This is a genomic window from Bradyrhizobium sp. GW821-FHT13H06, assembly GCF_058803975.1.
On record NZ_JBXAPN010000001.1, the window covers coordinates 1167740 to 1180686 of the forward strand.

The 12947-nt window shown below is 65.7% G+C and carries 12 protein-coding genes; 3 read left to right on the plus strand and 9 right to left on the minus strand.

The window, feature by feature from the left end:
* The first annotated feature begins 63 nt into the window (after positions 1-63).
* The 3 genes from AC1RQP_RS05650 to glsA all read left to right on the plus strand — a co-directional run bounded on the left by AC1RQP_RS05650 (position 64) and on the right by glsA (position 5409).
* Entirely contained in the window at positions 64-1230 is a 1167-nt protein-coding gene (locus AC1RQP_RS05650; protein WP_492936196.1) for a TAXI family TRAP transporter solute-binding subunit, read from the plus strand.
* A 234-nt stretch (positions 1231-1464) separates the two neighbouring features.
* A complete protein-coding gene (locus AC1RQP_RS05655) occupies positions 1465-3540 on the plus strand; it encodes a TRAP transporter permease (RefSeq protein WP_492936197.1) in 2076 nt (691 codons plus the stop codon).
* A gap of 21 nt (positions 3541-3561) precedes the next feature.
* Entirely contained in the window at positions 3562-5409 is a 1848-nt protein-coding gene (glsA, locus tag AC1RQP_RS05660; protein WP_492936198.1) for a glutaminase A, read from the plus strand.
* Positions 5410-5479: 70 nt separating this feature from the next.
* Here the strand turns inward: glsA and AC1RQP_RS05665 are convergent, their stop codons facing one another.
* The 9 genes from AC1RQP_RS05665 to AC1RQP_RS05705 form a co-directional block, all read right to left on the minus strand.
* Positions 5480-5782: a nucleoside triphosphate pyrophosphohydrolase family protein gene (locus tag AC1RQP_RS05665; RefSeq protein ID WP_239623128.1), complete on the minus strand. Its 303-nt coding sequence runs from the start codon at positions 5780-5782 to the stop codon at positions 5480-5482.
* Positions 5783-5808: 26 nt separating this feature from the next.
* Positions 5809-6336, minus strand: coding sequence for a carboxymuconolactone decarboxylase family protein (locus tag AC1RQP_RS05670; protein ID WP_131871432.1), 528 nt, complete (start codon positions 6334-6336; stop codon positions 5809-5811).
* A gap of 473 nt (positions 6337-6809) precedes the next feature.
* On the minus strand, positions 6810-7169 hold the full coding sequence (locus AC1RQP_RS05675; protein WP_492936199.1) for a Zn-ribbon domain-containing OB-fold protein: 360 nt from the start codon (positions 7167-7169) through the stop codon (positions 6810-6812).
* Positions 7166-8302 (minus strand): thiolase family protein, encoded by a 1137-nt coding sequence (locus AC1RQP_RS05680; RefSeq protein ID WP_492936200.1) that lies wholly within the window; start codon positions 8300-8302, stop codon positions 7166-7168. Before AC1RQP_RS05680 ends, AC1RQP_RS05675 begins: the two co-directional genes overlap by 4 nt.
* 126 nt (positions 8303-8428) lie before the next feature.
* On the minus strand, positions 8429-9628 hold the full coding sequence (locus AC1RQP_RS05685; protein WP_492936201.1) for a CaiB/BaiF CoA transferase family protein: 1200 nt from the start codon (positions 9626-9628) through the stop codon (positions 8429-8431).
* A gap of 126 nt (positions 9629-9754) precedes the next feature.
* Entirely contained in the window at positions 9755-9961 is a 207-nt protein-coding gene (locus tag AC1RQP_RS05690) for a hypothetical protein (protein WP_061876799.1), read from the minus strand.
* A 123-nt stretch (positions 9962-10084) separates the two neighbouring features.
* Positions 10085-11254 (minus strand): acetyl-CoA acetyltransferase, encoded by a 1170-nt coding sequence (locus tag AC1RQP_RS05695; protein ID WP_492936202.1) that lies wholly within the window; start codon positions 11252-11254, stop codon positions 10085-10087.
* Positions 11255-11314: 60 nt separating this feature from the next.
* Entirely contained in the window at positions 11315-11965 is a 651-nt protein-coding gene (gene eda, locus AC1RQP_RS05700; protein WP_239623123.1) for a bifunctional 4-hydroxy-2-oxoglutarate aldolase/2-dehydro-3-deoxy-phosphogluconate aldolase, read from the minus strand.
* Positions 11966-11975: 10 nt separating this feature from the next.
* On the minus strand, positions 11976-12944 hold the full coding sequence (locus AC1RQP_RS05705) for a sugar kinase (protein ID WP_492936203.1): 969 nt from the start codon (positions 12942-12944) through the stop codon (positions 11976-11978).
* Positions 12945-12947 lie beyond the last annotated feature (3 nt).

The following is a 12947-nucleotide window of genomic DNA, read 5'->3' on the forward strand; positions in this document are numbered from 1 at the left end:
GGTGACATGATCCGGCTCAAGCAAGAATGTCTTCGCGCTGAAGCGAGGATGATGGAGGGAAACATGCTTCGTGGGCTGCTGGTGCTCGCGCCTGCCTTGGTGGCGGGCATTTCTTTTGCGTCTACACGCTACTCGTTCGCCGAAGACATCAAGCTGCCGGCGACATTGACCTTCACGGCCTATGACACCGGAACCGCCGGCTTCAACATCGCGGTCGGCGTCGGCAAGATGATGAAGGACAAGTACGGCACCGACGTGCGCGTGCTCCCCGCAGGCAACGACGTCGCCCGCCTTGCGCCGCTGCGCGCCAAGCGCGCCGCCTCGGCGGCGATGGGATCGGGCACCTACTTCGCGCAGGAAGGTGTGTTCGAGTTCGGCTCGAAGGAATGGGGGCCACAGCCGCTCCAGATCCTGCTCTCCACCGTCGACTGCAATTGCGGCTCGCTCGGCGTCGCTGCCGACACCGGCGTGAAGGAGCTGAAAGACCTGAAGGGCAAGCGTGTCGGCTTCGTCGTCGGCTCGCCCGCGCTGAATCAGAATTCGCTCGCGGTGCTCGCCTTCGCCGGGCTGACGCAGAAGGACGTCAAGGTCGTCGAGTTCGCCAGCTACGGCGCAATGTGGAAAGGGCTGATCAACAACGACGTCGATGCCGCCTTTGGCACCACCATCACCGGTCCCGCCAAGGAGGCCGAGACCTCGCCGCGCGGACTGATCTGGCCGCCGCTGCCCGCCAAGGACAAGGAAGGCTGGGCGCGGATGCAGAAGGTCGGCTCGTTCTTCTTTCCGCAGCTTGCAACCTGCGGCGCCGGCATCTCGCCGGAGAAACCGGTCGAGCTCGGCAACTACCCCTATCCGATCTTCGTCGCCTACGCGTCGCAACCGGCCGATCAGGTCTACGCGGTGACCAAGGCGATGATCGTGAACTACGACGCCTATAAGGACTCCGCGCCCGGCGCCGGCGGACTCGCGGCCAACCGCCAGACCAAGAACTGGGTGGTGCCGGTGCATCCCGGCGCGGTGAAGGCGCTGAAGGAAGCCGGGCAATGGAGCGACGCGCAGGAGGCACACAACAACAAGCTGATCAAGCGCCAGGAGGTGCTGGCAGCCGCCTGGGCCGATTACGGCAAGTCCAATCCAGCGTCGGAGGACAAGGCGTTTCTCGACGGCTGGATGAAGGCCCGCGCGACAGCGCTCGCCAAGGCCAACATGCCGAACGGGTTCGAGGAATAAGGCGAATGGACCCACGCTTGGCGCCAAGAGGGAAGTGCGCTCCCTCCCCCGCTTGCGGGGGAGGGTTGGGGAGAGGGTGTTTCCACGGTGGGACTCCCCCAGAGGCGAAAGCCCTCACCCGCGCCTTCGGCGCGACCTCTCCCGCAAGCGGGAGAGGTTGAGCGCGCGGCCCGAGCGATTCAAACAACTGCCATTGGCTTAGTCTGCGTTCAACAGCCCACAGGCGCGGGATCAATGATGTCTTCCTCCACCACCACCGCCCCGCAAGACGAGGCCAAGCGGATCGTGTTCGACGATCCGCATGGCGCCGCCGCCAACATGCAGGAGGCGGAGGTCACGCGCGTGCGCACCCTGCGCGGCCCCTGGCGCTGGGCGCTGGTCGCAGCGACCGCGGCGACGATCCTGCTCTGCATCAACCAGCAATTCTCGCTGCGCTTCTTCATCGGCTACACCCAGCTCAACACGGAGTATTTCTACCTCCTGATCGCCTTGATGCTGCCCTTCACCTTCCTGATCTTCCCAGGGACTGAGCGCGCCCCGCTCGACCGCATTCCCTGGTACGACCTGGTCTTGTTCCTCGCGACCTTCGCGGCAGCGCTGCTGCTGATGTCGAACGTGCGCAAGGCGGCGGAGGCCGGCTGGGAATTCGGCGGCGCGCCGACCAACGTGATCGCCGCCGGCCTCGTGATGTGGGTGATGCTGATGGAGGCGCTGCGCCGCACCGGCGGCTGGAGCCTGCTGCTGAGCGTCTTGCCCTTCACCGTCTATCCGCTGTTTGCCGAAGCCGGCTGGCTCGGTCCGTTCCGCGGCACGCAATCGACCCTGGAGCAGGCGACCGCCTATCACGTGCTATCGGGCGAAAGCCTGCTGGGCATTCCCATCCAAGCCTTTGCCGACACCGTGATCGGCTTCCTGGTGTTCGGTACCGCGCTGATGATGACGGGGGCTGGAAAATTCTTCATCAATCTCGCCTTCGCGCTGTGCGGCACCTTCCGCGGCGGCGCGGCGAAAGTCTGCATCTTTGCCAGCGGCCTGCTCGGCATGATGTCGGGCTCGATCATCTCCAACGTGCTGACCGCCGGCACCATGACCATCCCGGTCATGAAGAAGAGCGGCTTCCGCGCCTCCTATGCGGCCGCGATCGAGGCCTGCGCCTCGACCGGCGCGGTGCTGGCGCCGCCGGTGATGGGCGCCACCGCCTTCGTGATCGCGCAGTTCCTCAATGTCAGCTACGCCGACGTCGCAATCGCCGCCATCATCCCCGCCGTGCTCTACTATGTCGGCCTGTTCATGCAGGTCGACGCCTATGCGGCCCGCCACAAGCTGCAGGGCATTCCGCGCGCCGAACTGCCGCGGATCATGGATACGATCAAGGAGGGCTGGTACTACGTCTTCGTCATCGCGCTCCTGGTCGTGATGCTGCTCTACTTCAAGCGCGAGAGCCACGCGCCGTTCTATGCGACCGCGCTGCTGCTGGTTCTCAACCAGCTCTTCTCCAAGGACACGCGCTGGACGTTGGCGACGATCGGCAAATTCCTCGAGGTGAACGGACGCACCTTCGTGGAGCTCGTCGGCATCCTCGCCGGCTGCGGCCTGCTGATCGGCGCCTTCTCGATGACCGGCGTCGTCTCGAGCCTCGCCAACGACCTCCTGCACATCGCCGGCGACAACCCGTTCCTGCTGCTCGGCATGTGCGCCCTCACCAGCCTCATTCTCGGCCTCGGCCTGACGACGACCGCCTGCTATATCTTCCTCGCCATCCTGGTCGCGCCGGCGCTGGAGAAGCTCGGGCTCAACCGCATGGCGGTGCACATGTTCATCTTCTACTGGGGTATGCTGTCGTCGATCACCCCGCCGGTTGCGATCGCCTCGTTCGCGGCCGCAGGCATTGCAGGTTCACCGGCGATGAAGACGGGCTGGGAATCGATGTGGGTCGGCAGCATCATCTATTTCCTGCCGTTCTTCTTCGTGCTCAATCCGGCGCTGGTGCTGCAAGGGCCGAGCCCCTATCTCGCCGGCCTCGGCCTGATGGGGCTCGCCGCCTTCGGCACGCTGTTCATCTGCGGCGGCATCCAGGGCTACCAGCCCTTCGTCGGCGACCTCCGCGGTGCCGGCGCGCTGGAATGGCCCATTCGCGTGCTGCTCGTGATCGGCGGCTTCGTGGTGGCGACCCCCGGCGGCGGGATCATGCCGCTGTCGCAGATGCAGGTCACGATGCTGGGGCTGGCGATCCTGCTGCCGACGATCTTGATCGCGCTTCTTCTGGTCCGACGCCAGCCTGTGATGCCGGACGGGTTGCGCGTGCCTTAATTGCGTTGCACAAGTGCGGCGATGAAGCCGCACCTGCCCGCCGCCTCCGCCTGGACCCGCTCGAAACCGCCTTTGCTGCGGTTCCTGGACAATTGCCTCAGCGAATTCTCCGCCGAGACCTCGGGCCATGTCGCCGACTACATTCCCGAGCTCGGCAAGGTCGACCCTGCCTATTTTGGCATCAGCCTGGCGACCCTGGACGGCCATGTCTATGAGGTCGGCGACAGCCGCGTGCCCTTCACCATCCAGTCGATGTCGAAGCCCTTCGTGTTCGCACTGGCGCTGGACCTGCTCGGTGCCGCCACGGTCGAGAGCGCGATCGGCGTCGAGCCCTCGGGCGATCCCTTCAACTCGATCCGGCTCAATTCCGACAACCATCCGTTCAACCCGATGGTCAATGCCGGCGCGATCGCCTGCACCGGGCTGATCTACGACAGCAAGGGCGTGGAGGCCTTCGAGCAGATTCGCACTGCGCTCAGCCGCTTTGCCGGACGCGACCTCGCGCTCGACGAGGCCGTCTATGCCTCCGAGAGCCAGACCGGCGACCGCAACCGCGCCATCGGCTATCTGCTGAAGACCAATGCGGTCATCTCGGACAATGTCGCCGGCGTCCTCGACGTCTATTTCCGGCAATGCGCCGTGCTGGTCACCGCGCGGGACATCGCGGTGATGGCGGCGACGCTCGCCAATCGGGGCATTAATCCCGTGACGGGCGAGCAGGTGCTCAGCGCTTACGCGATCTCGCGCACGCTCTCGGTGATGACATCGTCGGGCATGTACGACTATGCCGGCGAGTGGATCTACCGGATCGGCATTCCCGCCAAGAGCGGGGTCGGCGGCGGCATCTTGGCCGCCCTGCCCGCCCGCCTCGGACTCGGCAGCTATTCACCGCGCCTCGACAAGCACGGCAACAGCGTGCGCGGCATCAAGGTGTGCGAGGCGCTGTCCTCGCACTACGACCTGCACATGCTCAACCGCAGCGACGATGCGCGCAACGCCGTCATCGCGGACTACGACATCGGCAAGAGCCCGTCGCGCCGCGTGCGCCGCCCGCAGGAGCGTGAGATTTTGGCGGCGCACGAACAGGAGGTGCGGATCATCGAGTTGGTCGGCACGCTGTCGCTCTCCGCGGTCGATTACGTCTCGCGGCGCATTGCCGGGCGACCGCGGCCGCAATTCGTGATCTTCGATCTGCACCGCGTGACCTCGACCACGCGCGCCGGCGCGCGGCTGGTCGCCGAGGCGTTCGAGGAGCTTGCGGCGCTGAACGTGACCGTCGTGCTGTCAGGCGTCAGACGTGCCTCCAAGGAATGGAACACGTTGCGCGAATGGACCGCCGAGCTGAAGAACGTCCGCGACTTCTACCTGCTCGACACCGCGATCGAATGGGCCGAAGACCAGATCGTGTATCGCTACGGCGGCTCGATCGATTTTCACGAGACAACCAAGCTCGCCGAGCAGCCACTGCTGGCAGGGCTGAGCGAGGAAGAGCTGACCGATCTGGCCTCGCTCTGCACCATCAGGACCTATCAGTCCGGCGCGAAGATTCTCACGACCGGCGATCCTGCGGATGCCCTGTATTTCCTGCGCAGCGGCGCGGTGCACGTCACCTTGCCAGACGGCATACGGCTGGCGACGCTCACCGCCGGCATGGCATTCGGTGAGATGGCACTGCTGGAGGCAACGCGTTCTGCCGACGTGTTCGCCGACATGGCGGCAACCGCATGCGAGGTGTCGCTGAAGGATTTCGAACGCTTCCGCAAGCAGCATCCACGCGCCAGCGAATGCATCATGCGCAACCTCGCCCAGCTGCTGGCCGACCGCCTGATCGTTGCCAATGCGAAGGTGGATATTCTGACGTCGACGTGAGTCGCGGCCGAGGTCCTTTCACCTCTCCCCGATTGGGAGAGGTGATCCGCGCCTCCCGCCCACATGGGCCCTAACGGCTCGCCGCTTCGCTCAGCCGCCGCTTGATCTTGGCAGCGCTCGCTTCGAGCAGTTCGGACGGCTTCTGGCCGGTCGCGGCGCAGAGGCAGGCCCAGTAATAGATGACATCGCCAAGCTCATCGACCAGGCCCGCCTTGTCGAGCCAATCATCGCGCAAGAGCTTCTTGATGTGGTCGGCGACCTCGCCGGCTTCGCCGGCAAGTCCGAGGCCCAGATAAGACAGCCGCTCGTTGGACGGCTGCTCATCGACTTTCGCAATACCCGCGGCCCAGACCGCGTATTCATCGATCGTCATCGGCATTCCCCGCCGCTTGCATCGATTCAGCCCACCACTTCGGTGACAGGCTGGAGATCGATCTCGAAGGTCTCCAGGAATTTCGAGGTCATGATGTAGAAGCCGACCGAGAGCTGCAATTCGACCAGAGCGGCCGGCGTCAGCTTCGACGCGATCGCCTTGAACGTCGCATCCGTCGGCTTCTTCAGCTTCACGACCTCATCGGTAAAGGCGAGCGCGGCGCGCTGCACCTCATTGAAGCAGGACGCCGCCTGCCAGTTCTCGAGCGCCTCGTTCTGCTCGTCGGTGACGCCCACATTCTTGCCGATCCGCTTGTGCGCGACGATCTCATACGGGGCCTCGCACAAGATTCCGGTGCGGGTGATCGCGAGCTCGCGCACGATCGGATCGAGCTCGCCCTTGTGCCTGATGGCGCCCCCCAAGCGGCAGTATTGCTCGAAGTAGCTCGGCGAGTGCGCCATCATGCGGAAAATGTTGGCATGACGGTTCTTGTCGAGGATTTCGCGGGTGCGGTCGGATGCCTTGGACGGGTCGCTGTACTGAATGCGGGCCATGATTTTCCTGAAGTTTTCCCTGAGCTTTTGATGCTTTTTGTCGTTGTGGGGATAAGTTCCCACAGACTCTATTCGCGGGCGGACGCAGGAGCAACATCATCGAGTCAAATTGCCGCCGCATTGCTGATCGACCCTGAAACAGTCGATATTCGCCGCGTGGGGACAGATCGCGGTGAATACTCGAGAGTGGGGTGTTCCGAGTAAAAACAATTGGCCGTCGGGTGCGCTAGCCGCGCAACGACGAGTCACGCCCAAGTCTAGGGAGAGAACGGCATGAAGGAAGCCACCAAGGGGGCGGCCTCGGGAGCGCTTGCGCATATGCTGGCGGTGACGGCGATGCTCGTCATCGCCAGCATCTTGTTCTACGGGCGCTAGAGTAGAGTTTCGTCATTCCGGGGTGGCCCTCGCACAGGCCAGGCCCAGAATACCCGTTCCAGGCTCGGTCCCATGACCGCCCCCGAATGACGATCCCACTAGGCCCTCTTCGCGAAGAACGGCACGAGCTTTCCCGCAAAGGGCTTGAAGCTCGCGACGACCGAATCGCCGATGGCGAGATCGCTCGCGCCGTGCGCCATCATGCGAAAGCCCTCGGCGCAATCGACCAGCAGGATGTTGTAGGGCACGTGGGCGCGCGTTTCGGGCGTGGCGGCGCGGCAGACCAGTGAGGTCGCGTAGACCCTTCCCTCGCCGCTGGCGCGCTGCTCACGCGGATCGGGCGCGCCGCAGGCCGCGCAGAAGGCGCGGTGGAAATACTGCACATGGCTGCACGCGCCACAGGCCTGAAACGTGATCGCCTCTTCGCCCTTGGTCCAGTCCGCGAGACGCTCGCTCATCGCACCCGCTCCAGGAACATGCTCACGTGCGACGACAGCACGCCGCCGTCGCCGTGCAGCAGCGCAATGGATGCATCGCGCACCTGCCGATTCGTCGCCCGGCCCGTCATCTGCAAATGCGCCTCGACCAGATGCGCCATGGCGCCGCCGACGCCGCAATGGCCATAGCTGAGCAGACCGCCATGGGTGTTGAGCGGCATGGCACCGTCGCGGCCGAAATGGCCGGCGCGGACGCGCGCGGCCGCCTCGCCGCGGCCGGCAAGGCCAAGGTCTTCCAGCAGCATCGCGAGCGTGATGGTGAAGCTGTCGTAGATCGCGGCGTAACGTACGTCGGAGATCGCAAGGCCTGTCGCCTGCCTGGCGCGCGCGATGGAGATCTCGGCACCGAGCTCGCTGAGGCCAGGCGCGGCCGTGACATGCTGATGGGTATGCGCCTGGGCGCAGCCGCGGATGCGCACACCCGCTTTCCCTGTCCGCTCGCGGCTGATGACGAAGGCGGCCCCGCCGTCGGAGACCGGGCAGCAGTCGAGCAGCTTGAGCGGCATCGCCACCGGCTTGGAGGCCATGACGTCGGCGACCGTGATGGGATCGTGAAATTGCGCGCCCGGATGGGTGCAGGCGTGGGCGCGCATCAACACCGCGAACTCGGCGAGGTCCTCTTCGGTCACGCCATATTCATGCATGTAGCGGCTTGCGATGAGGCCGTAATAGGCGGGAATGGTCGGGCCGAGCGGCACCTCGTAGTCGGGATGGCCGACCTGCGCCAGCGCCTGGATCGAGGCATCGCGGCTCTGTCCGGTGAGGCGGTTCTCGCCGGCGACGACGAGCACGTGGCGCACGACGCCTGCGTCGACGAGCTGGTGCGCGAGCATCGTCATCGCGAGTCCCGTGGCGCCACCGACCTGCACGGCATGGGCGTAAGACGGACGGATCCCGAAATGCTCGGCAAAGACGGTGGCGAGCATGATGTGCGGGGAGACGGTGGAGTAGCCGCAGAGGATGCCGTCGATGTCCGAGCGTGTCAGCCCGGCATCGTCGAGCGCGGCTTGGGCGGCCTTGCTCATCAGGTCGAGCGAGGACGAGCCTTCGTGCTTGCCGAACGGCGTGAGGCCGACGCCGGTGATGAAGCTCATGTTCTCTCCCCCTCGTCATTCCGGGGCGATGCGTCAGCATCGAACCCGGACTCTCGAGCTTCCGGGTTCGGTCCTCCGGACCGCCCCGGAATGACGGATGAGAGAGTATGCGCCATCACTTCCTCCCTACTCCGGCGCCGCGCGCGTGACACCATCGCGGACCATGGCGGCGATCTCGTCCTGGGAGTAGCCGATCTCGCGCAGGATCTCCGCTCCATGCTCGTTGAGCCGCGGCGCCAGGCGCACCGGCTCGGCCTCGGTCTCGGACCAGGTCGCCGTCACCTTCATGCTGCGGATCGGACCTTCGGTCGGATGCGTGACGACCGGGAAGAAACCGGTCGCCTCCAGATGCTCGTCGTGCAGGATCGACGCGAGGTCGTGCATCGGCATGACCGGCACGTCGGCCTTGGTGAGCAGGTCGATCCACTCGGCCGTGGTGCGCGTCTCGAAGATGCGCGCGAGCTCGGCGTAGACCACATCGATGTTGGCGGCGCGGCCGGCGAAAGTCGCGAATTTGGGATCGGCGCGCAGATCGTCGCGCCCCGTGGCCTTGAAGAAATTCTCCCACTGCTTGTCGTTGTAGACGATGACGCTGAGATAGCCGTCCGAGGTCTTGTAGGGCCTGCGGTCGCGCGAGAGGTGGCGGGCATAGCCGCCCTTGTCGAGCGGCGGCTCGAAGGTGAGCCCGCCCATGTGATCGCCCATGACGAAACCGGCCATGGTCTCGAACATCGGGATGTCGACGCGCTGGCCACGGCCGGTGCGGTCGCGGTGCACGAGGCTGGCACAGATCGCCCCGACCGCGGTGAGGCCGACGATGCGGTCGACCAGCGCATTCGGCACGTAGCGCGGTACGCCGTCGCCGGTCTGCGCCATCAGCGACGGCAGCGCAGTGGCGCCCTGGATCAGATCGTCATAGGCAGGCTTCGCGGCATAGGGCCCGTCCTGACCGAAACCGAACACGCCGGCATAGACCAGACGCGGATTGATGGCGGACACGACATCGTAGCCGAGCTGAAGCCGCGCCATCGCCTGCGGACGGACGTTGTAGACCAGGACATCGGCGTCCTTCAGCAGCCGCAGCACGGCCTCGCGGCCGGCGGGCTTTTTCAGGTCGAGGCAGATCGAGCGCTTGCTGCGGTTGGTGTTGAGAAACACCGGGCCCATGCCGGCGTGTCGCATCGGGCCGATCAGCCGGGTGACATCGCCGTCCAGCGACTCCACCTTGATGACATCAGCCCCGTAATCGCCGAGCATCTGGGTCGCATAAGGACCCATCAGCACGGTGGTCATGTCGATGACCTTGATGCCCTTCAGCGGCCCCATCGTTCGCTCCCGATTGCGCGAGGCTCAAGGCGCGGCCCGCGAATTCGGTCCAGCTAACGGCAGCGCCGCCGCTCGCGCAAGGGCGGGCGGCGTATGGCGGCATGCGCAGCGCGGCGATATCGACCGCTATTTCTTCTGGCGGGATTCCCGGATCTTCAGGAGCCGGTCGAGCTCTTCGTTCTGCTGGCTGATCCGGTCGGCGATGCGCGACTCGTTCTGCTCGCCCGAGGCGGCCGCGGCCTGCTCGATGAGCTGGCGGATATTGTCCTCGAGGATCGCGATGCGGTCGTTGAGTGCGTCGAGGGAGAGAGAGTCTTCGTAGTCGTTGCTCATGATGCGCGTCTCGCCAATCAATCAGGAGCCGTAGGGTGGGCCAAGCGAAGCGGGCCCACCATGATCTAACGCAAGGAAAAGGTGGGCACGGCGCTTACGCGCCTTTGCCCACCCTACGAGAGCCTACTTCAGCGGCTCCAGGATGGAGACGTAGTTGGCGACGGCCGCACCGCCCATGTTGAAGATGCCGCCGAGCTTGGCATTCTTGAGCTGCATGCCCTCGGGGGCCTGCCCTGCGAGCTGCATCGCGGTCATCACATGCATCGAGACGCCGGTGGCGCCGATCGGATGGCCCTTGGCTTTCAGGCCGCCGGAGGGATTGACCGGCAGCTTGCCGTCCTTGAGCGTCCAGCCTTCCTTGATGGCGCGGGCGCCCTGCCCCTTCGGCGTCAGGCCCATCGCTTCGTACTCGATCAGCTCGGCGACCGTGAAGCAGTCATGGGTCTCGACGAAGGAGAGATCGGACAGCGTCACGCCGGCCTTTTCCAGGGCGCGCTGCCAGGCGACCGTGCAGCCCTCGAACTGGAGGATGTCGCGCTTGCTCATCGGCAGGAAGTCCTGGGCGTGCGCGGTGGCGCGGAAGCCGATCGACTTGCTCATGCCCTTGGCAGTCTCGGCATCGGCCAGCACCAGCGCTGCGGCGCCATCGGAGACCAGCGAGCAGTCGGTGCGCTTCAAAGGGCCGGCGACGTAAGGGTTCTTCTCGCTCTCGGCGCGGCAGAAGTCGAAGCCAAAATCCTTGCGCATCTGGGCGAAGGGATTGGCGACGCCGTTCTTGTGGTTCTTGGCCGCGATCAGCGCCAGCGCATCGGACTGGTCGCCATATTTCTGGAAATAGGAGCTGGCAATCTTGCCGAACACGCCGGCGAAGCCGCCGACAGTGTCGCCGTCCTCGGGCAGGTAGGACGCCTTGAGCAGGTTCTTGCCGATCTCGGCGCTAGGGGTGCGCGTCATCTGCTCGACGCCGACGACCAGCACGATCTTGGCGGCCCCTGCGGCAATCGCGCGCAGGCCCTGGTGAACGGCGGCGGAGCCGGTGGCGCAGGCGTTCTCGACGCGGGTCGCCGGCTTGAAGCGCAGCTTCGGGTCGGCCTGGAGCACCAGCGAGGCGGTAAAATCCTGCGGGGAGAAGCCGGCGTTGAAATGGCCAAGCACGATCTCGTCGACGTCGCCAGCCGAAATGCCGGCATCCGCCAGCGCTTCGTTGGCCACGCGGGTGATGAGGCTTTCGACGGTTTCGGTGTCGAACTTGCCGAACGGCGTATGCGCCCATCCGACGATGCTGGCGGTCATGATGTTCTCTCCCTGGGGATCTCTTCCTGAGCTAAGTCATAGCCCAGAGATGGCAAGACTTCACGCGGCTTTCAGGGCCTGGACGGTGCGCTGGCAGATGGCAGTTATGCCGGCCCAGTTCCCGGCCCGGATCTCCGCCGTCGGGCACAGCCAGGAGCCGCCGACCGCAACCACGTTGGGCTCCGCCAGCCAGCTCGCCGCATTGGCCTCGCCGACGCCACCGGTGGGGCAGAACCGCACGTTCGGGAACGGCCCGCCGAGGGCGCGCAGGCCCTTGATGCCCCCGGCCTGCTCGGCCGGGAAGAATTTTGCGACGTCGAAGCCGTAGGACAGCGCCATCATCAGCTCGGAGGCCGTGGCAATGCCCGGCGCGAACGGCAAGGAGCTGTCGGTTGCGGCCTTGAGCAGCTCGGGTGTCAGGCCCGGGCTGATGCCGAACGCGACGCCGAGCTTCTCGACACGGGTGAAGTCGGCCGGATTGAGAATCGTGCCGATGCCGACGACCGCCTCGGGCACTTCGGCCATCATCGCCCTCGCGGCTTCGATCGCGACGGCGGTGCGCAGGGTCACCTCCAGCGTGCGGACGCCGCCGGCAACCAGCGCACGCGCCAGCGGCACCGCGTCCTGGATGCGCTCGATGGTGAGGACGGGAATGACGGTCGCCGCCTTGAACAGCGCGACGAGGTGATTTTGTTGGGCGGTCGTGGTCATAGGTCTCGATTCATTTGGTTGCCTGGCGCGAGGCCGCCGGCCGGTGCCGCTTCTTCGGAGGCATGGCATAGCCCGGAATGATGGCGCCGGGATAGCAGATCACGAGGCTGGCCAGACGATGTCCGGCCTGGGCGGCCTCGACCGGACCGGAACCGGTGAGCCGCGTCGCGATATAGGCCGCGGCGAAGCTGTCGCCGGCGGCGGTGGTGTCGACGACCGGTTTCGTCATGGGTTCGGCGCGAACCTCGCTGGTCCCGCCGGGAAAGCGCAGCAGGCTGACGGGCTCGGCGAGCCGGAACACCAGCTCCGGACTCGGGATGCGCGCCATCAGCTGGTCGTGGCTCTCGCCGGGATAGAGCGCGAGCAGGTCCTCGGTCGAGGTCAGCACGATGTCGGCGGTCGCGAAGGCTGCGGCAAAGACCTCGCGGGCGACGTCGCGATCCGGCCAGCCCCGCGCGCGAAAATTGGTGTCGAACACGAAGCGGGTACCGAGCAGGCGCGCGCGCTTGATTGCCGCGAACAGGCGCTCGCGTCCGGGAGCGTCGTAGATCGAGAGCGTGATCGCGGAGAGATAGACGACGTCGTAGCTCATCAGCGAATTGAGGATCTCGTCCGTTTCCGGCAGGCTCATCAGCTGCCGCGCCGCCGCGCTGTCGCGCCAGTGGAAGAACTGCCGCTCGCCCCTCGCATCCAGCTGGATCATGTAGAGGCCGGGCAGCTTGCCCGCCAGCCGCACGACACGCCGCGTGCCGACGCCCTCCGCATTCCAGGCCGCGATCATCTCATCGCTGAGACCGTCATCACCGAGCGCGGTGAGATAGTCGACCTTGACGTCGAGTCGCGCCAGGTAGACGGCGGTGTTGAGGGTATCACCGCCGAAGCCGCGTGAGTACAGGCCGCCCCCCTGCCCGGCGGACGCACCTCCTTGCGCCTGCCTGAGCTCGACCATGCATTCACCGATGCAAGCAACGCTCGCCATCAC